Origin of the sequence: Chitinophaga barathri (assembly GCF_003807585.1) — a bacterium.
Taxonomy (GTDB): domain Bacteria; phylum Bacteroidota; class Bacteroidia; order Chitinophagales; family Chitinophagaceae; genus Chitinophaga; species Chitinophaga barathri.
This window is the reverse complement of record NZ_RMBX01000001.1, coordinates 132,097-155,549: the sequence shown is the minus strand read 5'-3', so window position 1 is coordinate 155,549 and position 23,453 is coordinate 132,097. Positions and strand designations below refer to the sequence as shown.

Annotated in this window: 10 protein-coding genes; 6 read left to right on the top strand and 4 right to left on the bottom strand. The window is 54.2% G+C overall.

The window, feature by feature from the left end:
* Positions 1-13 precede the first annotated feature (13 nt).
* The 6 genes from EG028_RS00555 to EG028_RS00530 all read left to right on the top strand — a co-directional run bounded on the left by EG028_RS00555 (position 14) and on the right by EG028_RS00530 (position 13,806).
* Positions 14-526 carry a hypothetical protein gene (locus EG028_RS00555; protein WP_123864485.1) on the top strand — a complete coding sequence of 171 codons (513 nt, stop codon included), beginning with the start codon at positions 14-16 and terminating at the stop codon, positions 524-526.
* A gap of 336 nt (positions 527-862) precedes the next feature.
* The gene (locus tag EG028_RS00550) at positions 863-1,438 is read left to right on the top strand and encodes a phage tail protein (RefSeq protein ID WP_120514105.1); all 576 of its coding nucleotides are present in this window, start codon (positions 863-865) and stop codon (positions 1,436-1,438) included.
* A 17-nt stretch (positions 1,439-1,455) separates the two neighbouring features.
* Positions 1,456-2,550, top strand: a complete 1,095-nt coding sequence (locus EG028_RS00545; protein ID WP_120514104.1) for an ABC transporter substrate-binding protein — start codon at positions 1,456-1,458, stop codon at positions 2,548-2,550.
* Positions 2,551-2,579: 29 nt separating this feature from the next.
* Positions 2,580-11,321, top strand: a complete 8,742-nt coding sequence (locus EG028_RS00540) for a T9SS type B sorting domain-containing protein (RefSeq protein ID WP_162946175.1) — start codon at positions 2,580-2,582, stop codon at positions 11,319-11,321.
* 12 nt (positions 11,322-11,333) lie between these two features.
* Positions 11,334-12,242: a PorP/SprF family type IX secretion system membrane protein gene (locus EG028_RS00535; protein ID WP_162946174.1), complete on the top strand. Its 909-nt coding sequence runs from the start codon at positions 11,334-11,336 to the stop codon at positions 12,240-12,242.
* A gap of 394 nt (positions 12,243-12,636) precedes the next feature.
* Complete coding sequence (locus EG028_RS00530) at positions 12,637-13,806, top strand: molybdopterin molybdotransferase MoeA (RefSeq protein ID WP_120514101.1); 1,170 nt, start codon at positions 12,637-12,639, stop codon at positions 13,804-13,806.
* Positions 13,807-13,850: 44 nt separating this feature from the next.
* Here EG028_RS00530 and EG028_RS00525 read toward each other — a convergent pair whose 3' ends face one another.
* The 4 genes from EG028_RS00525 to EG028_RS00510 all read right to left on the bottom strand — a co-directional run bounded on the left by EG028_RS00525 (position 13,851) and on the right by EG028_RS00510 (position 23,355).
* A complete protein-coding gene (locus tag EG028_RS00525) occupies positions 13,851-14,771 on the bottom strand; it encodes a PorP/SprF family type IX secretion system membrane protein (RefSeq protein ID WP_120514100.1) in 921 nt (306 codons plus the stop codon).
* A gap of 30 nt (positions 14,772-14,801) precedes the next feature.
* Positions 14,802-15,536 carry a gliding motility-associated C-terminal domain-containing protein gene (locus tag EG028_RS00520; RefSeq protein WP_120514099.1) on the bottom strand — a complete coding sequence of 245 codons (735 nt, stop codon included), beginning with the start codon at positions 15,534-15,536 and terminating at the stop codon, positions 14,802-14,804.
* Positions 15,537-16,022: 486 nt separating this feature from the next.
* Positions 16,023-18,329, bottom strand: coding sequence for a translocation and assembly module lipoprotein TamL (tamL, locus tag EG028_RS00515; protein WP_120514098.1), 2,307 nt, complete (start codon positions 18,327-18,329; stop codon positions 16,023-16,025).
* 1 nt (position 18,330) lies between these two features.
* The gene (locus EG028_RS00510) at positions 18,331-23,355 is read right to left on the bottom strand and encodes a translocation/assembly module TamB domain-containing protein (protein WP_123864484.1); all 5,025 of its coding nucleotides are present in this window, start codon (positions 23,353-23,355) and stop codon (positions 18,331-18,333) included.
* Between the last annotated feature and the right edge of the window lie 98 nt (positions 23,356-23,453).

Genomic DNA, 23,453 nt, shown 5'->3' with positions numbered 1-23,453 from the left:
TAAAGTGCCTAATGTGACAGGAGAGCAAATGGGAAAAATGATCGGCACGCGCCAGGAGTATTACATCAAAGACGGGAACTACAAAACCCTGACCAATGGACTGAGCGTTTCCGGCCAGTTGTACGACAACAAGCTAAACAGGCTGTATAACAAGACCCCGATGTCCGATACCCTGTATTGGTTCGATCCTTCCATGGATGGCTCCCCAGCTGTGAGTTTTGAGATTATCAAAAACAAAAAAAATATACTCGGAAATATGTGCGATGCATTGATTGTAAAATCAGCAAAATCGGTCACCACCTATTATTACAGCGCTAAATACAAATTAAACGCATCGCTGTATACGAAACATCATTATGGCGGCTGGTATTATTTCCTGAGCAAATCTGGTGCATTGCCATTGATGACTGTTGTCGACAATAACCAGTTTACAATGGTAAGTGTTGCCGTAGGTATAGAGTCGATGCGGTTAAAAGCCGAAGACTTTTTGGTAAAGCCGGGCACACCGGTAAAACGATCAAAGTGATTGATCATGTTTGAGGCTGCGTAAAATACCCTAAAATAATGTTCGAGAGGCTTCTGAATCAGAAGCCTCTTTTTATTGAAACAGGTGTATCATATGCGCGACAGGGTTAACGCTAAAAACGTTCCCCTGGCAGAAATTTTTCCAGCTATTCCATTTCCCACATCCAAAATCCAAATAAATCCCTATCTTCATTCCCGATCATGGGGACAATCCCTAACTTAGCAGAGCAAATACGAACAAAGAGTCAATTAGCCCGTTATCCCCGATGATCCTCCTATAAGTACCGTAACCCTAAGCAATTCGAATCAATTTAAGGACCCTAAAACTTCCATCCACATGGAACCATTACTCAGCATGATTATGTTGTGGCCCTGCAATTTTGCGCCCAGAGGCTGGGCTTTTTGCATGGGCCAGATCCTGTCAATTGCCCAGAACACCGCCCTGTTTTCCCTTCTCGGCACCACCTTCGGCGGCAATGGCCAGACCACTTTCGCTTTGCCCAATTTTAGCAGCCGCGTGCCTGTAGGCGCCGGTCAGGGCCCGGGCTTAAGTTCATATGTCCTCGGCCAGACAGGCGGCAATGAAAATTTCACCATGACGATCAACCAGATGCCTGGTCACACCCACGGATTTGCACTCTCCGTGACCATCTCCGCCGCGGCAGACACAGGCAGTGCTTCTGTAGCTTCCGCCGCCACAAACTCATTGGCTGGCCTGGCGGACCCTACTACAGGCGACGCCATTGTAGGGTACAATGCCACCGCACCTACCATACCCCTGAACGTAGGCGGTGGTACAGTTACCGGCCAGATACTGCCAGCGGGCGGCAATCAGCCTTTCCCGTTATTACAGCCATACCTGGCTATCAACTACATCATTGCCACGTCAGGGATTTTTCCCTCCCGCAACTAAGAAGCAGGTATCCGCTTATGAAAAAACTGAAGATCGGGCTACTGATCCCGTACTCCGGTGTATTCCCCGCGCTGAAAGAAGACCTCTCGCAGGGCCTCATGCTGGCTATGCCACCAGGGCACGAAGACCGCGTCTCTTTCCTGTATGAATACATCCATATGGGCGACCTCAAACATGTGCAGGAAGCCATACAGAAACTGATCCGCTTTCACCGGGTGGACCTCATTGCCGGTATCGTGAATACCAATGTGATAGGCCAGTGTACGGACACCTTCGCGCCATCCCGCGTGCCGGTGTTCGTACATAACCTCGGCGCACGTACGCCCACCGCGTCTTTCAGCAACCCCTACCTCCGCTACAACAGCCTCCACCTATGGAAGAGCCAGTGGGAGATGGGCCGCTGGGCGCAGCAGCAATTCGGTGGTCTGCCCAGTATCAGTATGGCCTTCTACGAAAGCGGCTACAGCCTTCATGAATGTTTTAAGCTCGGCGCAGCGGCCTCCGGCGCGGACAAGGTGATCCTCAACGTGCTCCGGCACCGGCCGGACCAGGTGGTGGATACCACCCCGCTGATCGATTACCTGCAAACACAGCAGTCCGCCCATGCGCATGTACTGCTCTCCGGCAAAGAAGCGCAGCATTTCCTGGAGCAATACCGGCACACCGGCTGCAACACAAGCCTCAGCATCAGCCCCTTTATGGCGGACGCTTCGCTGATGGAGGACCAGTTCCTCACAGAAGGTATGTATCACGCCACCACCTGGAGCGCGGACATGAACGGCGAGGCAAACCGCGAATTCACAGCGGCCTATGAAGAACGTTTCGGGGAAAGGCCCGCGGTGTTTGCCATGCTGGGTTATGAATCGGGGAGGATGATCTTCAATGACATGGACGATACCAAAATAAATGGACCCAGAGGGCCGGTGGACCTTTCCACCGGGCCCTTATCCGCGCTTCCGGCGGTTTATATCCGGAAGTCTGTAATGAGAGAAAATGCAGCAGTCCACGAAACCGTCCATACCGGGCAGGGCGTACACTGGTCGGACCCCTCGCTGGCCATCGGTGCGGCTCAGGAATTGTCCGGGTGGCAGAACCCTTATTTATGTGTTTAACCCGGGTTTATCCGGCATCAAATTTATTTATGAAAGAACTATACGCTAAGCTGGCAAGTCTTGCACTCCTTATATGCCTGTACGTTCCCGCGTTTTCCCAGAACCAGATGGAGCACGCGCCTGTCAATCCTTTCACCATGACCATGGCCACACCCGGGCAGGGGCGCATGATCACGGGAGATTTTGATAACGACGGTGATGTGGACATCCTGTATCAGAACGGAAATGCGATCGGGGCGGGTTTTGGTTATGTGAGGAACAACGGGGGCGGCTCATGGCAGGACTTTCCCACTGCCGCTGCGGCAGGTACGCCATTTAACGGGTTCGACTTTTCGAATGAAAACCTCGCGCCGGCGGGACATTTTGTGTTCGATTATGATAACGATGGCGACATGGACATCCTGGACCGGGATATTGACGGGGTGGGCGCAAGCCTGTGGCGAAATGAAAATGGCGCCTCTTTTACCAAACTTGCCACCCCCTTCACCGTGCCCGGCTGGACACTCGCGCTGGGCAGGATGATCGTGGGGGATTTTGACAACGACGGCGATAAAGATATTCTTTACCAGGTCGGCGGTACGGCCGGTACGGGAATTGGTTTTCTCCGGAACAACGGCAGCGGCGCTTTTACGAATGTAAGCCCGGCCAGCAGCGCCGGTACGCCTTTTAGTTCGTTTGACTTTACAGGCCAGCAGGTGTCGGCGCTCACCGTGCTGGATTATGATATGGATGGCGATGTGGATATCATCGACCGTGACCTCACCACCTCCATGGGCGTATGGAGGAATAATGCGGGCAGCTTTGTGTTTGAAACAGGGCCTTTTACTTTCCTTCCCATGACCCTCGGCCTGAACCGCCTGGTATTCGGGGACTTTGACGTGGATGGTGACCCGGATATGCTGTACCAGAACGGTAGCGTGGCGGGCGCGGGTTTCGGCTACGCGCGCAACGACGGGGCAGGGGCATATACTCATTTTGCTACAGCCAACGCCTCACCGGGAGAACCTTTTAACGGTTTTGATTTTACGAACGAACAGATGTCCGCACTGTTTGTATTCGACTATGATACAGACGGTGATGTGGACATTGTGGACCGTGATCCTACCGGCAGTTCATTGGGCGTCTGGCGGCAGGCTGGCACGCCACCGCGCATTACAGCTACCTCCCCGGCGGACAATGCTACGGGCGTAGCCAAAAATACCAATATCGATCTCACCTTCAGCGAAGCCGTCACTAAAAATACCGGCAACATCTATATCGTCAACACCGCCACCAACGTGACGGTGATGACCATTGATGTGAACAGTGCCGCCGTAACATCGGTTTCGACTACGGTGTGGCGTATCAATCCGCCTGCGGACCTGGCGGTGTCCACTACCTATGCCATTCGCATGGATATGGGCGTATTTAAGGATGTGGATGATATGGTCACCCCGGCTGTAAGCAATAACACTACGTACAATTTCACCACGCTCACGCCGGTGCCGCCAACGATCACCAATCTCAATGGTGATGCGGTTTCATATACAGAAGCTACTGCGCCCGTTAAGCTGGACGTTGGCCTGAACGCCACTGCCAATGATGACCAGGCCAGTTTTAACGGCGGTTCGCTGAACATTGCATTTACAACAAATGCAGTAAACGGTCAGGACCTGTTGGCTATTGAGAACCAGGGGTCAGGACCAGGGCAGATCGCCGTTTCTGCCGGGAACGTATTGTATGAAAACGTTGTGATCGGGACGGTCACCGGAGGCACTGCGCCCAATGCGATGCTCATTTCCTTCAACAGTGCCACTGCTACGCCCGCCGCGGTTACCGCATTGATAAGGGCCTTGCAGTATTCCAACAACAGCAACAACGCTAACGGGAACACACGTACGCTGACTTTAACGCTCACAGACAGCGACGGGGCCACCGCCACTGCTGCGGTCACTGCCGCACTGATACGGGTGAACGACATACCGGGCCTTACAATACCCGCTACGGTGACCGTAAAGGAAGATGTGCCGACGGCCATCAACAATATTTCCTTTACGGATGCTGACGGCGGGGGGCTTCCTGCAGGCGTGACCCTTACAGTCCCCAGCGGCACCTTTGCTGCTGCGGTTTTCGCGGGCGTCGTTATTACCGGCAACAATACCGGCACGCTAGTTCTGAACGGCACCAGCACGGTGCTGAATACATACCTTGCAACCGCGGGCAGTATAACTTTTGCATTTCCAGCTAATCAGTCATTTAATCAAAATATAACCGTTACTGTTAGTGATCTCGGCAATACGGGAACTCCCGGGGCGCAAACGATAACGGGGACTATCGGCATCATTGGCCAGGCGGTGAACGATGGGCCATCGATCACTGCTCCGGCTTCGTTTGGCGCTGCGGAAGACGTGCAATCCGCTATCACCGGATTTTCTTTTGCAGACATAGATGCAGGAGCTTCCCCGGTAACAGTTAGTTTGTCTCTGCCCTTCGTGAGCACCATCCTGGCTGCAACCAGCTCGGGCGGTGTAATAGTTACGGTTATTGATCAGCAGAATATTCAATTGAACGGCACAGTTGCGGATATCAACGCTTTTGTAGCTGCGAACAACGTGCTGTTTACGCCAGCGCCAAACGTTACGACAAATGTTCCAATTACCATCACGATCAATGACGGCGGCAATACGGGAGAAGATCCCGGGTTGACGGGCACGCCCACCAGCGAGGAAGCTACTGTTACCGCACCGATCGTGGTAGCACCGGCGAATGACCTGCCGACGATCGCTGCGCCTGCGTCTTACACAGTTGCGGAAGACAACCCGTTAACGATAAACGGCATCATATTCTCAGATGTGGATAATGGTACGTCCAATCTCAATAAAGCAACTTTCACATTAACAGGCGGTACGCTCAGCGCTACCGGAACTCCACAGGTAACAGTAACAGGTTCCGGTACGAATACCCTGGCGTTGCAGGGAACAAGGGCAGACATCAATGCATTCGTCGCTGCAAACAGCATAACAGCTGCATTCCCGGCCGGATATCTCGGCGCGGCGTCTGTCATCATTGAGTTCGATGATGCGGGAGATGTAGGCGGCGGGCCGCTCGTGGCGAATGCAGGGCCTATAAACATCAACATTACAGCGGTGAACGATGCACCGGCGATCACTGCGCCTGCTTCTATCACTTCAACGGAAGATCAGTCCACGGCCCTAAGTGGCATCTCATTCAGCGACACGGATGCGGGAACTTCAACTGTGAGAGCGACCTTCAGTGTTACTTCCGGTACGCTCAACGCTACCAGCGGCGGGGGGGTAATCGTTACACAACTCACGCCCCAATCGGTACAGCTTGATGGTTCCATCACTGCTATCAATAGCTTTGTCGGCAATGTTTCATTCCAGAATGCCCCCAACAGCACGGCGAATGTGACACTAAATATTACTATCAACGACAATGGCAATACCGGCGCAGATCCTGGCACATCAGGCGATGCGACCAGTGAAGAAGCAACGACTGCTGTTACTATTACTATCACAGCGGCCAATGATGCACCAACTGTGGCAACACCTGCAAGTTTCACTACAGCGGAAGATGTAACGCTTGCGCTTACCGGTATCATCTTCTCAGATTCTGATGCAGGCACATCCGTTCTTACCAAAGCAACCCTTGTTGTAACGCAGGGTATGCTGAATGCCACCAGCGGCGCGGGAGTGACGGTTACCGGAAGCGGTACGGCCACACTTGAACTGCAGGGCACGATGGCGAATATCAATGCTTTCATTGCCGCAAGCGGTGTTTCATTTGTTCCTGCCGCGAATTTTTCCGGTATCGGAACATTGAACATTACATTCAATGATGCTGGCGATACAGGCTCCGGTGGCGCGCAAACAGGCACTGCCGGTCCGGTCAACATCACTGTGACCGCGGTAAACGATGGTCCGGCGATTGCAGCGCCTGCTTCAATCGCCGCTGCGGAAGACCAGTCTACCACGCTCAGCGGTATCACGTTAGCTGATGTGGATGCGGGAACTTCGGCTGTGGAAGCAACATTCAGCGTTACTTCCGGCACGCTCAGCGCTGCGAGCGGCGGCGGTGTAACCGTTACTCAGCCTACGCCGCAATCCGTACAGCTTGTTGGTTCTATCACTGCTATCAACAGCTTTATCGGCAATGTTTCATTCCAGAATGCCCTCAACAGCACGGCGAATGTGACACTAAATATTACTATCAACGACAATGGCAATACCGGCGTAGATCCAGGCACCTCTGGCGATGCGACCAGTGAAGAAGCAACGACTGCCGTGACGATTACCATCACCGCAGCCAACGATGCACCAACTGTGGCAACACCTGCAAGTTTCACTACAGCGGAAGATGTAACGCTTGCGCTTACCGGTATCATCTTCTCAGATTCTGATGCAGGCACATCCGTTCTTACCAAAGCAACCCTTGTTGTAACGCAGGGTATACTGAATGCCACCAGCGGCGCGGGAGTGACGGTTACCGGAAGCGGTACGGCCACACTTGAACTGCAGGGCACGATGGTGAATATCAACGCTTTCATTGCCGCAAGCGGTGTTTCATTTGTTCCCGCTGCGAACTTTGCGGGTACCGGAACGCTGAACATCACATTCGATGATGCGGGCGATACAGGCTCCGGTGGCGCAAAAATAGGCACTGCCGGTCCGATCAACATCACTGTGACCGCAGTGAACGATGGACCTGTCATTACAACACCCGCTTCGATCGCCGCAGTTGAAGATCAGATCACAGCCCTCACTGGTATTTCTTTCGCTGATGCAGATGCCGGTACTTCGCAGGTGACGGTAACGTTCAGCGTTGCTTCAGGTGCATTGACCGCAGCATCCGGAGGCGGTGTCGCAGTAACGCAGCTTACGCCGCAATCCGTAAGGCTCACAGGTTCCGTTGTCGCGATCAATAGTTCCATGAACAACGTCGTATTCCTTAATTTACCGGACAACACGGCGAACGTGGCGCTGAGCATCACGGTCAACGATGGCGGCAATACCGGAGCAGACCCGGGCACATCCGGCGATGCGACCAGTGAAGAGGCTTCAGCAACTGTGACTATCATCGTTGCCCCCGCGAATGACGCCCCGGCCATAACCACTCCATTCGATTATACCACCGCGGAAGATGTAACACTTGCGCTTACCGGCATCATCTTCTCAGATCCTGATGCGGGTACGTCCGCCCTTACCAAAGCAACCCTTGTTGTAACGCAGGGTGTACTGAATGCCACCAGCGGCGCGGGCGTGACCGTTACCGGCAATGGCACGGCAACAGTTGAATTGCAGGGAACGATGGTGAATATCAATAATTTTATTGCCGCAGGCAGTGTGGCATATGTACCGGCAGCAGATTTCACCGGTACAGCGACATTGAACGTCTCATTCGATGATGCGGGCGATACAGGTACGGGCGGACCACAAACCGCTTCTGAAGGGCCTGTTAATATCAATGTTACCGCGGTGAACGACGGGCCGGCTATTTCGGCGCCTGCTTCGATCAATATAACAGAAGATCAGGCCACCGCGCTCAGCGGTATTTCTTTCAGTGATACAGATGCGGGTACTTCACCGGTATCGGTAATATTTGCCGTAAGTACGGGTACAGTGAGCGCTGCCAGCGGAAGCGGAGTGACGGTAACACAGATCAATCCGCAGGCGGTCCAGCTCGACGGTACAGTCACCGCGATCAACAGCTTCATTGGCAACGTTATATTCCAGAACGAAGCCAACAACACGGCGAACGTGCAGATGGTCATCCTCATCAACGACGATGGCAATACCGGCGCAGATCCGGGTACCACCGGCACTCCGACCAGTGAACAGGCAACGGCTACCGTTACGTTGCAGATCGTTGCGGTGAACGATGCGCCTGTAATTGCAGTGCCTGGTACGCAGACCACCCTGATGAACATCAGTAAGGTGTTCAGCACGGGGAACGGCAATCTCATCTCCATCAGTGATACCGATGCAGGAACGAACCCGGTTAAAGTTGAGCTGACCGCGTCGCTGGGAACGCTTACACTGAGCGGCATCACGGGCCTTGTATTTAGCGTGGGCGATGGAACGGGTGATGCGACCATGACCTTTACCGGCACACTGACCAATATCAACGCAGCACTAAGCGGCCTCACACTTGTGCCGCCTACGAACCATACCGGCAATATCGTGATCACCATCCATGCGGATGATCAGGGTAATACGCCTGCTCCGGCACAAACCGATACGAAAACAATAATTGTCGGGGTGCAGCCCATAACGCCAACGATAACCGGCGTTACCTCCACCGCGGCGGACGGCATCTATAAAACCGGCGATGTATTGTCACTGACGATCAGCTTCACACAGCCGGTGACTGTCACCGGCACACCGCAATTACTGCTCGAAACAGGCACTGCGGATGCGCTGGCAAACTATACATCCGGCTCCGGCACCACTACGCTTACATTTAATTACCAGGTGCAGAGCGGAAATGTATCCCCTGACCTGGACTATACCGCTGCCACCGCACTTACGCTCAATGGCGGCACGATCCGCAATACCGGCGCGATGGATGCCGATCTTACGCTTCCCGCGCCGGGCGCCGCCAATTCACTGGGTGCAAACAAAGCCCTGGTGATAGATGGCATCGCTCCTGTGGTAACGGCGGTGAATCTGCCTGCCAACGGCACCTATGTGGCCGGGCAGCAGATGGATTTCATGGTTACCTTCTCCGAAGTTGTGGCAGTTACAGGCACGCCATCGCTGGGTGTTACCCTGCAGGGCGGCGCGGTACCGGCGAATTATATTTCCGGCTCCGGCAGTAATACCCTGGTGTTCCGCTACACGGTCGTGGCAGGCGATCTTGACAATGACGGTATTGCACCGGGAAGCCTTGCCTTAAATGGCGGCACTGTCAGGGATGTGGCGGGTAACGATGCTGTACTGCAGTTGCAAAACATGCCTTCTGCTTCCGCTATCCTCGTGGATGCTGTAGTGCCGGTGATCACAGGCGTTACATTGCCGCAGGATAAAATATGGAAAGAAGGGGAAGTGCTGGACTTTATCATCCTGTTCAGCGAACCGGTAACAAAAGCCGGTGCGCCCAACCCGGCCGTAGGGCTTACGGTGGGCGCCACGGTGAAACAACTGTCAAACATAAGCGGTACAGGCACCAATTCGCTTACATTCCGTTATACTGTTGCCGCGGGCGATCTTGACCGGAACGGCGTAACACTTGCGGCGGCATTGGCACTCAATGGCGCCACCCTGCGGGATGCTGCAGGCAACGACGCGCTACTGGCTGTGAACAACGCCGGCGACCTCAGCAACATCCGGGTAGATGCTGTGCCGCCGGTAGTAACGGCGGGCCAGGTATTTACTGTTGCTGAAAACAGTGCGGCAGGCACCGCTGTGGGGACTATAGCCGGTACAGATCCAGGCTCCACAGGCACCCTGCAACAATGGGCCATCACCACAAATATCAATCCTGACGGCGATGCGAACCAGGCATTCAGTATCAATGCCGCAACCGGCGTATTGACGGTGAATGATGCGGGGGATATGAACTTTGAAGATCAGCCAACACTCATCATCTCCGTGACCGTCAGCGACGGCGTGAATACCAGCGCTGTGCAGACCGTTACGGTCAATGTGACGGACCGGCCGGAACCGCCACTGGATATTACACTAAGCAGTGCTTCCATCCTGGAGAACAACGCGCCGAACGCACAGGTGGGCATACTTTCCTCCACTTCCACAGAACCTGGGGCGACCTTTACCTACAGTATGGCGGCAGGCGGGGCGGACAATGCGGCGTTCGCCATAACAGGCAATGTATTGCAGGCCATACCGGTGCTGGATGCGGAAACAAAAGCCACTTACAGTATCAAAATAAGATCCACCACGCAGGCCGGTGAATTCCTGGAAAAAGATTTCACCATCACGGTTACGGATGTGAACGAAGCGCCCACCCTCGGCGCCATCACGGACCGCCAGTTCTGCGCCACCAATGCGGACCAGCTGATAGGCCTCACGGGTATCACCGCCGGGCCTGAAAGCGGGCAGACGCTGACAGTGACGGTTGCGTCGGACAATAATGCGCTTTTTGCAGTACTGGCCGTGGACAACAGCGACCTGCGCGTGCGCTTTGCGCCCGGGGCAAACGGTTCGGCGAATGTGACCGTTACCGTAAAAGACAATGGTGGCACGGCAAACGGCGGCACAGACCAGGCTACGCGCACATTCAGGATCAACGTCACCTCCATTGCGGCGCCAACGATCGTAAGCGATAAAGGCCTCAATGTATCGAAAGGCGATGTGGTGATGCTGACGGCAAGCGGCGGCGTGACCTATGTATGGGATAATGCGCCGGGCATCATATCCGGTCAGAATTCCGCGACGCTCACTATCCGCCCGCAGCAGAACGCTGTGTACAGGGTAACCGCTTCCAATGCGGCAGGCTGCTCCGCCAGCGCCCAGGTGAGCATTGAAGTGAAGGAAGATTATAAGGTGAACAGTGCGAATATTCTTACACCGAACGGCGATGGTAAAAACGACCGCTTTATCATCCAGAATATCGACAGTTATCCGAACAACGAACTGAAGATATTCGATCAGTCCGGCAGGCTGATATATACGAAGAAAGGGTACCAGAACGAATGGGATGGCAGGGTGAACGGCAAGCCGCTGGAAGAAGGCACTGTTTATTTCCTGCTGGACTTCGGGCCGGGCCTGCCGAAAGTGAAAGGTTATATTACCATCATCCGCGACAAACGTTAAAACATGCAGCACATGAAAAGATATATCTGGGGTTTTATGCTGTGCCTGCTGGCGCAGCAGGCCGGTGCACAAACCTGGGGCAACACCAGTACGCAGGTGGCGCCGTTGGGCACACAGTATTTTCAGAACCAGTACCTGGGCAACCCGTCCTTTGCGGGCGTGGACACGGGCCTTCACCTGAACGGCGCCTACCGCCGCCAATGGAACGATGTGCCGGGCGCGCCCGTTGCTATGGCTTTTACGGCGGACTACCTGGTGGGCAAAAGAGTGGGGGCGGGCCTGAACATCTTCCGGGATGAGGCAGGGCTCATTACCCGCACCCGTGTCTCCGTTACGTATGCCTATCATCTGCCGTTGAGCCTGTCGGGCCGGCAGAAGCTGCACTTTGGGTTGTCCGCAGGGCTCCGGAACGATCGTCTGGATCTTTCCAAACTCAATGGTGACGCAACCGATCCTTCACTAAACCTGTTCAACCGCCGCGATAACTATTTCGATGTGGATTTCGGGGTGGCTTATACGGACGGACATCTGAACATTCAGGCCGCGTTGCCGAATGTGGTAGGGTATTTTCAGTCGGACAACAAGGATATTGCCAATAGTTCTACCTGGTTCACCGCGGTGAGTTACCGGGTGGATGTGGGAGAGGGCTTTACGTCCATTGAGCCGAAGGTCTGTTTCCGGGCGGTGCGTGGCTTTGACAATATCTTCGACTTCGGGGCCAATATTGCCTTGCTGAATAACTGGGTGAATGTGTTCGGGATGTATCACACCTCGCAGAACTTTACCGTGGGGGCGGGGTTCAGTTACCGGACACGGTTTGGGCTGCAACTGATCTATTCGACGCAGACGGCCGGGCTGAAAAATTACCTTGGGGATAATTTTACGCTGGGTCTGACGGTGAACCTGTTTGACGGGAAATAAATTTTTTTACTCAGACTATGCGGAGGGCTGCGCCATTTGGTGCGGCCTTTCTTTTTTGGGCCACGTGATAGCGTTAGAAGATAAGTGATACTCAATATGACACATTGTAAAATTTATAATATTATTATTGCGCGGCTATATTGGCGGAATAATATGTTATTCAATTAAAAATATATCATATAGCTATAATTAATATGAATTTACTTGTACTTTTAGCTGTATAACAATGTATATGTAAACATGTAATATATCTATCCTATGCCTCTTTGCCAGAAGCGGAGAGTAGCCCGGCGGTCCAGTATTTATGCATGAATGTGAAAGCCGCGCGGGTGATCTCCGCCTCGGGTGAAGTACCGGTTCATCCTTATGCTTATCTTAAAAGACCGAACGATCCATGATTAGTGTAACCGCCGCCATCCAGCAAATCGCGGCCTGCCGTACCAGTTGGGGAACCGAATCAGTGCCGCTGGAAAAATCCGCAGGCAGGGTTTTGGCCGAAGCCATTACCGCAGACCGGGATTACCCGCCCTTTCACCGTGCCGCCCGGGACGGTTTTGCCATCCGCAGTTCAGACGTACAGACCACCCGAAAACAGCAATTCCCGTTGAGTCATGCCCGTTACCCGGGAGAAGACCTCCAGCCTGGGCATGCCATGAAAGTGGCTTCCGGCAGCCTGTTGCCGCCTGATGTGGATGTGGTGATCGGTATGGAAGAAGCGGAGGAAAAGAACGGTCATGTCGTTTTCCTGGATCATAACATCCGTGTGTACCAGCACGTCCGCCCGCGCGGGGAGCAGGCTACCGCCGGCAAGGTATTGCTGGAGCCGGGCCTCCGGCTCAATTTTCAGCACCTTGGGCTCCTGGCCTCACTGGGCGTCATGAATGTAAAGGTGGAGCGCCCGCCCCGCGTGATGTTTATTGCCGTGGGCAGCGAGCTGCGCATACCCGGTGCGCCGGTAAATGATACACAACTGCGTGATGCCAATGGTTTTACGCTCACCGGCCTGCTCCTGCAATATGGAATTACGCTGGAAGCAAGTTATATCGTGCCGGATCATCCGGCGGCCATCCAGTCTGCCATCATGCCCTGCCTGGAGGCGGACCTGCTGGTGATCTGCGGGAATGTGCAGCCTAAAACGATCATTGAATGCGGGGTGGAGCAGGTGTTTAACAAAGTGAAAGCGCATCCCTGTAATCCATTCTGGTTTGGTTACAGCCCCACGCGTACAAGGGTGATGCTGATACCGGGGCAACCGTTCGCCGTGCAGGCGGGGTGTAAACTGTTCGTGGAATCGTACATCCGTGCCTGTTGGGGCATCCCTGTTATCAAACCCTGGCTGATACCGTATATGGAGCATCGTACGCCTGTTCACGCGCAGGATGAGTTTGTACCTGCCGCGCTGGTCAGTAAAAACGGGCTGAAAGTGAAGGCGTTGTCATTTTCCGGCCGGGCGGACCTCACGGCCACGGCGCGTGCGGATGGTATGATCTGTCACAATGCGGAGGCGGGAAGCCTTGAGCCGTCGGCGCTGGTCACTTTTTATCCCTGGATAGAAACGGCGTGAGTAAAGTAATGGGCCGGGCGCCTGGACGGCCCCGGCCTGGTGACTTACCTGAACAAACGGATCTTGATGCCCAATCCGAAATTGCCATCTATATTATTTTTAACACCCGCTGTCTGCGAGGTATAACTTGCCTGCACTTCAATAGAGTTTTTGAACTGGAAACCTACGCCCGCGGTCACCGCGTTGCTGGTATGATACAACGCGAAGAGGTTCACGAAGTTTTTGGCGAGGCTCACTTTTGTACCTACGTCCAGGATTCCCTTGTAGCCTTTTACGCCACGGAACGCCACCAAAGGCTCAATGGAGGATACCTGGAAACTTTTGGTGCCGAACTTGTAAGATGCAGATACCATAAAGGTGGAAGTGTTGCGGGGCTCCACTTTATCCTTGTTCTGGAAAGTGCTCACCAGGTTCGGCAGCGTCGCCTGGATGGTGAGGTGCTGGTTTGTATAGGCTACGCCCAGGTCTGTTTCAAAGAAATTGTCCCGGCGGTTGAACTCATCCACTGCGGGATCGGCCGGGTTGCCTATTATCTTTTTCCTTTCAACGCGTTTATTGTCAAGGGCTGCAGTCATACCGATGTGAAGGAACTCGGTGTTGTTTTCATCCAGCGCCATGTGATAGGAGTAAGAGAGTGCCACGCGGGTCTGTTTCAGGATGCCTGCCTGGTCGTTAAAAACGGTAAGGCCCACGCCGATCTTTTTGGCTATCTGGTAATCGCCGGTGAGCGCGAAAGTAACGGGAGCATCGGGCAGGTCTTTCCATTGTTTACGGTAGCCGATGTTCACATTCAGCCCGGTGTCCGCACCGGCCATGGCCGGGTTGCCGAGGAAGCGGTTTTCGAAGTACTGCGCAATGAGCGGGTCCTGTTGCTGGATCGGGTTGCCAACGCTTTGTGCTTTTACAGCGGCCGGAAGCATGGCGATCAGCAGGAGCGTGGAAAGTTGTGTAAAGATTTTCTTCATTTACAAATCAATTAGGTACAGGAAATATGTTTAACGATTGCTTCTGATCAGGGTAATCGAGCCCTTAAAAAGGTTCAGCCCTGCTCCGAAATCTATGATATAAAAGTATACGCCTTCGGAAAGCTGCCCGCCATTGGTGAGCTGGCCATTCCAGTCATTTGAATAATTGCGCCGGTGATATACCACTCTGCCGCTCCGGTCCATGATGCGGACTTCGTTCATACTGTGCGGCGGCAGGTTGCGGATCACCCAGGTGTCGTTGATGCCGTCCCCGTTTGGCGTCACGATGTTCGTGGCTTCCAGGGTGTTGTTCACTTCGTATACGTCTATTACTTCAATCTGGAATGCCTTTTCAATGAAATCGCCGTTTGCGTCTGTACAACGTACACGGATATAGCGGTTTACTTTGCTTTCGAAGTCGAGGATGGTGAGTGTCTTGAGCGTGTTGCCGGCAATGGTGAAGAGATTGTTGTCTGCGCAATTATCTCCCTCCACCAGCGAGTATGTACACACGCCGGCTTCAGGATCGGTGGAAAAGGTGCCTATAAGCGTGCCAATGGCGTTGTTCTCATGTACAAGGGTACTGCTGAGGTTCAGGGAGTAAGGGGCGGTTAAAGAGCCTGGAATGCTGAAGCCCGCCTGTTGCCCTGGTGTAATGTTGCCCGCTGAAACCATGCCCGGACATAATCCCAATGTGCCCCACAGCATCATCGCTCCCCGGAGGGAACTTCTTCTGATGGTCGTATAGGGTACGGCAGCGTTCATGGGTTTAATGGGTTACGTATTTATCCAGTATCTCATGCCCGTTTGGTTGAATGGGGTGTATTCCGGATACTGGTGCTCACGTAGACTGCAAATATATTTTAAATGTTTAATTAAACAAAAATATAAATATGAAATAAAGTCCATGAGATGCCCGGCAGGCGTGGGTTTCGGGCGAATGGTGAATTGATGGTTATTGTAAGTGAATATATACTGACTATTGATAATCAGTAATTTGGTTACATTTACCTGTAGTGGGAAGTTACTTGAAGTAAATGGTAAAAAAAGATAGTGTGGAACATACGCCGGAAGCGCAGTTGAGCGGAAAAAAGAACCCGGCCGTTCCCGGTATCTTACTTAAAGTAATAATATAAGGACGGCCGGGCCAGGCATAAAAGCTGGTTATGGAAAGGTCGGATATCAGGTTCGGATCGTTTGAAAGCGGATAAGTCCATGATGAAAAGCGGGCCGTTACCCCAGGGAGCGCTGTCAGAACGGATACCCGATGGCGATGTTCAGGATCAGGTTCTCCTTCCGCCAGGCCTTGTCACCCAAACTGATCTGGTTAAATACCCATCGTTCCCCTTCGGGCAACCAGGGTTTCCGCAACGGGAAGGAAATATCAAAACGCACCAGCAGGATGGAAGCGTCTATCCTTAAACCAATACCAGTGCCCACGGCTATCTCTTTATAGAACCGGTCAAAGGCGAATACCTTTTTAGTCGAGTCTGATTTGCCCAACCAGATATTACCCGCATCCACAAAAGCCGCCAGCTCGATCAGTTTCTGGGGTTTGAAACGCAGTTCCGAGTTGAATTCCAGCTTGATATCCCCCGCGGCATTGGCCAGCAGCAGGTTGGTCGTATTGTCGGGGTCCTCGTGGTAGGAGCCCGGCCCGAGCGTACGCGCCCTGAAAGCCCTGATGCTGTTGCTACCGCCGCTGAAGAACTGTTTGATAAACGGAAGGGTTACCGGGGTGTTCGGATCCTGGAGGTTCTTGCCATAGGCATATCCATACCCCATGTACAAACGGTTCACCCAGCGCAGGTTATCGCTTAGTTTCCAGTAATGCCGCCCGTCCACGCTGCCGCGCAGGTATTGCGAAAAGGCCTGGTTGGCGATCGTCTTGGTGCCGTCCGCTTCGCTTTGGGCCAGCAGCCCGGCCACGTTCCCCGCAACGTCCACATTGAAGCTGGCGAAGAAGCTGTGATACCGGAAAGGAGCCTGGTTATTAAATGTCAGCGTGTAGTTACTTCCTAAAATGAATTGTTTGGATACGGACTGTTTCAGCGCCGGGTCCTGGTCCATTTGCTGCTGGAATTCCGCGGATACATTGCCGGGCAGCGCATAGGTGATGGCCACCGGGAAAAGGGCGTGGTCCAGGAATTTCGTCTGTTTCCAGATGTAGCCGTATTGCAGGGTGAACGCATTCAGGTTATACAGGGAGGGCCTGTTCAGCAATTCGTACCCGATACTGAACCTGGTCCTGGGCACGTAAGGCGTGCGGGGGTTGAACCGGATAACAGGGGTGTAGAACCTCGGGATGGTCAGGGCCACTTCCGCGTTGAAGCTGTATGCGTTGGTGGATATATTGGTGGTCCTGCCGCCTACCTGTGTTTCAAAACCGCCGCCGAGGTTGATCTCCAATACATTCGCCTTCCGCTGGAAATTACGGTTGCGGGCGGATATCTTCACCTGGCTGCCTACAAAGCCGGTGCTTTTGGAGGTGCCGGATACTTCGAACTGTAAAGACCGTTTGGGGTACGGCGTCAGGTAAAAACGGGCGGCGAGCAGCGAACTGTCCCTCAATGGCCTGAAGTTGCCGCGCACGAACTTAAACGTACCCAGGTTCACCAGCCTTTGCAGGGTGATATTGTGCGAGCTGAGGCGGTACAGGCTGTCTTTTTGAAGGAATACGGACCGGTCGAATACAATCGGTTTAAACAGGCTGTCGGGATCCACGATGGTGAAATTCTGGTATTGCTGGCCGGGAATTGTTTTGAGCGCACTGTCCCGGGTGAGGTCATAGTTAGGGTATACTTCCACGCTCCGCATCCAGTACTGGCGGAGGGCGGTGGCCGGCGCGGTGTTTTTTAGTTTGATGTACAGGTCCACCTGCCCTTTGAGCGTACTGTCCACCTGTATCAGCATATAATCCGGCGTGAAATAATAAAAGCCTTCTTCTTTCAGGTGGGCGTGTATACGCTCCCGTTCGGCCTTGATCAGGTCCAGGCTGTAGTTATCATTGGGTTTCAGCAGGGTATGTTTGGCGTTGAGCATGATCTGTTTGCTCAGTACGCCGGTATCCGTATCGAACCGCACGCGGTGGATGGTATAACGGTGATTGGGCTCGGCGGTGAATACGATGCTGGCTTTTTTGCTGCCCTTGTTTTTTATCTCGCTTTCTAATTCGCTCTGGAAATACCCGTTGTCTTCAAGGTAACTGTTCAGTATCCGCTCTGTCCTGTTGGGTTTCAACTGGCTGAGGAGCACGGGGGCTTCGCCCCATTTGTTGCGCAGCAGGTGGTTCAGGCCTTTGCCTTTGGGTTCATTCCCGAGGTTGTACAGCCAGAGTTTGAAGGGCATGCCCAGGAACTTGCGGTTGGGGGAAGGGCGCACGCGCTCGTCCATACCGGCTTTGAGGGTGCTCCAGTCTTTTGGTTTTTTCTTTTCTGTCCATTTGATCTCATGGCCTGTATACAGGCGGTCTCCCTCCGGCACCGTGCGGGTGGTGGAGCAGGCGGCAAGCAGGGCCGTGAGTGCGGTCAGGCTTATGTATCTCAGGTTACGGGTCATGTTACTTGTTTTCCTTGCGCAGGCGTTCCTGTTCTTTTTCTTTTTTTGTTTTACTGAATATTTCCCTGAACTGGTTATAGTCCATGATGAGCATAAATGTCAGTCCCGTTTCCACTACCTGGCCCTGTATCACGGCTTCGGTGATGTTCCGCTGGTAGGCGCGTATACGGTAGCGTCCGTCCGCGGTGAGCATGTATTCCGCGCTCATATCCCCGATGATGGAGCTTGCGTCCTGTCCCTGGGTCTGTGCGCCGGATATGCCGATGTTAGAACCCACGCTTACGGTGAGGCGGTCGCTGAACAGGCGTTTGGATACGTCCACTTTCAGGTTCGTGCTTTCCTCGCGCGAACCGGCGTCGTTGTAGGCGTTTTCGCTTTGCAGGTCAAAATTGACATCGAAGCCTTTGATGAGGCTGCCCGCCAGGTTGTTCAGCTGTTGGGAGAGGATCTTGCTCACACTGTTCCGCGCAATATCTTCCGCCGCACTGCCGCCCTGGCTGTCCAGCCCGTCAAACGGATTGTCTGAAATAAACCGGTTGAGCACCAGCAGGCCCATTACCTGTTTGTTCAGCTCGGACTCCACCTGGTTGATCTGTTTGATACGCGTGTACACCTGCCCGTCCAGCACGCCCTGGTCTTTTTCGGGCATGTCCAGCTCAAAGGCGATGTTCGGTTTCAGCAGCTCGCCGGTGATCTTGAGGTATACTTCCACGGGTACTTTCTGTTTGTAACGGTTGCGCGCGGGGTCATCAGACCTGATCTGGTCCTGTATCAGGTCCGCCGCCACGGCGTTCACATCGTACCGCGCGGTGATGTTCACGTCCGCCAGCATCGGGTCGCCGTTCCAGATGATGGTACTGCCTTTTTCTATCTGGAACTCCCGTTTGATGAGCTGGTTCAGGCTCATGTTGTATTTCCCTTCGTTGATCTCGTAACGGCCCGTGAGGCTCATTTTACTGCTCGGGTCCATGGAGAAGTTCAGCGTGGCGTTACCTTTTACTTCCAGGAAGTCTCCGTTGACCTGGTCTATCACCAGTTTCAGGGTCGATTCCGGGGTTACTTCAAGGTCCGCCGATATCACAAATCCTTTCAGGCCGCTGGTGGTGGCCGTAGTATCTTTTTTCAGGCGCAGCGTGGTGTCTGTCCACATGGCGGGGTCAATGAACTGTACCACGCCCTGCCGGTCCGCAATGCCCGGTTCTTCTTCTGGTATCATTACGGTCACCTGCGATTTTTCGCGCAGCTTCAGTTTCATCTGCACGCGTGGGAGGTCCAGCGTGCCGCGCACCTGGGCGGTCACGTCCACGTATGCCGGGCCGTAGTAGAACTGGTCTTTATTTTTTACATCCTGCGGGCCTAGTGCCATGAAATTGCTGGCTTTTACGTCAAAGTTCAGCTGGAACGCGCTGAGGTCCTTTGTCAGGATGTCCCCGTTGATCACCGCTTCGTTCCCGGTGCTGTCCGCGATCACGAACTGGTTGAACCGTATGCCTGTTTCGGTGAGCGCCAGGTCCTCGGAGGGCAGGCGCAGGTAGTTGTTGATCATGGTCACGCGGCCGGCCACATTGTCGAAGTGCATATTACCGCGTATCACCGGTTTGTCCGTAGTGCCCTGGAGGCTGGCCTTGCCGGTGAGTTTACCGCTCATGTTGGTCACGTTGCCAAACGTGAACGCCTCTACGCTTTTCATATTCAGGCTGTTGATGTCCAGCTGGAAGTTCATTTGTTCGGCATAGGTGCCCGCGAGGCGTACATCGTTTTCGTTCCCCTGGATGGTGGCGGTGAGCTGCACCTGCTGGTCCGCATTGGTATTGGCGTCCAGCGCCAGCGTTCCGATGGCGGAGCCCATAACGTTCAGGCTGTCCACCGTCAGTTTTCCGTCTATCAGCGGCGTCTGGTCCAGCCCGCTGATCTTTATCACGCCATTGCTGATGCCTTCCGCCAGGGCGGTGTCTTTTTCGATCAGGCTGGTAACGGTGCTGAGCCTGAAGTCTTTGAGCGTCACCGTCAGGTCCGGCAGGCTGGCGCCCTGCGCGGCGAGGGAGGATTCTATGAGCAATTGCTGGCCGGAGCGTTCCAGGCCGATGTCCGCAAAGGCCACGCCTCCGTTATATATCACCACCTGGTTGTCCCCGGCCACGTTCCACTGTTGCCGGTTGAGCAGCAGGTCTTTTTTGAGGGATATCAGCAGGCTGTCTCCCTGGGCAAACCGCACGAGTCCTCCCAGTTTGTATTTCGGGTTGTTCTGCCGCCGGCCCATCACGAGGTCCCAGTCCAGCAGGCCGTTTTTGGCGGTTACATCCGCCGTGGTCCTTTGCAGGGGGATCTGCGGGTGCCGCAGGCGCCCAAGTAACACATGGGCTTCCATTTGCGTACTATCCGCCGCTATGTCCACCAGCAGGGTATCCACCCTGAATGAGTCATACCGCATAGTGGGCACGGAAAGCTGTGCCACAAGGAAACTGCTGTCCGTATCCAGCCGCCCGTTGAGCACTACCGGTTTGGGCAGGCTGATATCGGGCAGTAATTTCTGTAAGGTTTTGGGAATGCTGATGCTGCCGTTGAAGTTCACCCACTGCGATTCGGAAGGCGGCGGCGGTTTTTCGCCTTCGGCTTCCAGGTGGCGGGTAACGAGGTTGCCGGCCTCGGTGGCGAAGGTTTGGTAATTAAAGTCCCCGGAGGCGGTCAGGAACCCGAACGGCCCGGTAAGGCTGATCTTCTGCACGCCGTCTGCCGCGTCGGCCTTCAGCAGGATGCTGTCCAGCGTATAAATGTCCCGGTCGTCCGCCAGCTGTATCTTATGTATGGCTGCAAAGCCGCTGAGCCTGCGCGGGCTGAGATTGTCCAGCTCCGCATCCAGGCAGGACTTGATCGTGAGGGGCGAAGTGGTGAAGTTCGTGGCGTAGAGGTCCAGTTTGTCCAGGTCTGCTTTGGCGGTGATGGCGGGGTTCAGCGTGTCCAGTTTGCCTTTCACGTCAAAGCGCGCCCTGACGCTGGAATCTGTGATGCTGCCCCTGGCGGAATAAGCGCCTTTGCTGAGCGCGGCATCCATATTGATGCCGGTGTAGGTGTAACGGTTGTAGGTAAACGAAGTGATGTTCACATCAGCTTTGATATCGGCCTTTTGCGGATCGGTGCCTTTGCCGTGCACCGCAAAACGGCCGTTCATATTGCCCATGGAAGTATCTCCCAGTATTTTCCCCAGTTGCAGGTTCCGTGTGCCCAGCCCAAGGTCGTAACGGATCTTGTCCATGTCCATAAAGTCGGCCACTTCCCCTTTGATATCGGCATTGCCAAGATCGGTATTGACGGCGAGGTCCGGCTTCAGCAGCCGCATACCGCCGCGGATGCTGCCGTTCACGTTCAGCGTGTTGGGGAGGGTCATGGATGCGGGCAGGGTATTGGGTGGCAGCCATGACTCAATGCCTTTTTTGCTGCTCCGCAGGGTGACGGTGGTAAGGTCCGCGCCCATGCGGTCCGGGTCCGTCACCTGGAAGGCGGTGCCTTTTACAAAAAGGTAATTGCGGTCATTATCTTTTACCTCGAAGCCGGGAATGATGAGTTTGGCGAGGTTGCCGCTCATATTGCCTTTGATGGCGAGGCGTTTTTTCCAGAGGGGTTGGAGGGAAGGGGTGGTCCGCATTTCGGGCACAAAAAACAGGGCTTCTTTCATCGCGATATCCGAAGGGCGCACGGTGGCCTGAATGGCCAGCAGCCCCAGCTGGTCGGACACGGTTTCCCAGGATTCTGTTTGCAGCAGCACGTCCGCGTCTATGCGGCTTTCGTTGGTTTGCAGCAGGAGGTTGCCCAGCCGGGCTTCTTTAGGTGTGTAGCGCACTTTGCCCCGGAGGGCTTTCAGGTGCATGCCGCTTTGTTCTTTTAGCGAGCCGTTGCGGATGGTGAGCAGGGTGCTGTCCGCGCTGTAGGTGAGATCGTTTACATCCAGGAAGAGGCCGGTGATGCCGAGGTGGTTGTAATCCACGGCGTCTTTATATTTTAAGGGAGGCGCCAGGTGATTGTCCATGCTGAAATCCACTTCGCGGGTCTGCACGCTTTTGGCCGCCACTCTCCAGGTCATGGGGGCAGCGGGGGAATCTGCTACTACGGCGGTGGCGGTGTCCATGGGTTTTAGGAAGCCCAGCGAAGCGGTGGTTTTCTCCAGCTTCAGTTCGTCCGCTTCAATAAGTGTCTGTACGAGATCGAAGCGGGCTTTGCGCAACGATAACGTACCGATGCGGCCTTTGGTGTCCATGCCGCCGGCTTCGTCCGTGTAGGTCCACGTGGTATTGCGGATGGCAAGGTCGCGTACGGTAAAGTCGAAAGGAGTGGAGGCGGTATCGGCGGAGGGCGGCTCGGGCACGGCGGGGCGGTATTGCTGCAGGATAGCGGCCTGGAGGCCGTCCAGCCGGAAGTTTTTCAGGTGATATTTGCCATCCCCGGGCTGGAGATCGTCCGGCAGCATGTCCAGTTTATCCAGGCGCACGCTGGCCAGCATGCCGCCCAGGCTGTCGTTGTACCGCACGTATATGCGTTGCAGTTGTACTTCGCCTATTTGATACTGGAGGGTGGTGCCGGATTCTTCGATGATCGTATCCTGTTTTGCCGCAGGGGAGCTGAAGGCGTCTATGACGAACTGGAAATTAAAAGAGGAGTCGCCGGCAGGGCGGTATACGTTTACCACGGCGTCTTCCCAGCGGACGGATCTGATCTTCAGGTCGTTATTGAGAAGCGCCAGGAGGTTGTATTTTACCGAGAGCTCACCGCTGGACAGCAGGGTGTCTTTCCGGGTATCGCCCACAAATACCTGGGAAAGGGTCATGGAGTTCCACCAGGAAAAACGCAGGCCGCCGATTCGCACATCTGTTTTTAATTGTTTCTGCAGGTAAGATTCCGCCTTGCTCCGCATGAAATTCTGCACTACCGGCAATTGCAGCAGCAGCAGCAGCAGCAGAACGGGCAGCAGCAGCAAGGTTAAAACACTACCTATGATCCAGCGAATGATTTTTTTCCGGCGGGGGGTACTCACGTATTAATTACAGTTTATGATGGTAAAAGGTTAAAGCAAGGCTCTCTCAAATATCATACCTGCCGCAAAAATAGTGCTTTAGGCCCTATGGTGGTATA

Bases quoted from the DNA above. Each gene is read 5' to 3' on its own strand.
- EG028_RS00550 (WP_120514105.1), top strand. From the start codon at position 863: ATGGAACCATTACTCAGCATGATTATGTTGTGGCCCTGCAATTTTGCG.
- EG028_RS00545 (WP_120514104.1), top strand. From the start codon at position 1,456: ATGAAAAAACTGAAGATCGGGCTACTGATCCCGTACTCCGGTGTATTC.
- EG028_RS00540 (WP_162946175.1), top strand. From the start codon at position 2,580: ATGAAAGAACTATACGCTAAGCTGGCAAGTCTTGCACTCCTTATATGC.
- EG028_RS00535 (WP_162946174.1), top strand. From the start codon at position 11,334: ATGAAAAGATATATCTGGGGTTTTATGCTGTGCCTGCTGGCGCAGCAG.
- EG028_RS00530 (WP_120514101.1), top strand. From the start codon at position 12,637: ATGATTAGTGTAACCGCCGCCATCCAGCAAATCGCGGCCTGCCGTACC.
- EG028_RS00525 (WP_120514100.1), bottom strand. From the start codon at position 14,771: ATGAAGAAAATCTTTACACAACTTTCCACGCTCCTGCTGATCGCCATG.
- EG028_RS00520 (WP_120514099.1), bottom strand. From the start codon at position 15,536: ATGAACGCTGCCGTACCCTATACGACCATCAGAAGAAGTTCCCTCCGG.
- tamL (WP_120514098.1), bottom strand. From the start codon at position 18,329: ATGACCCGTAACCTGAGATACATAAGCCTGACCGCACTCACGGCCCTG.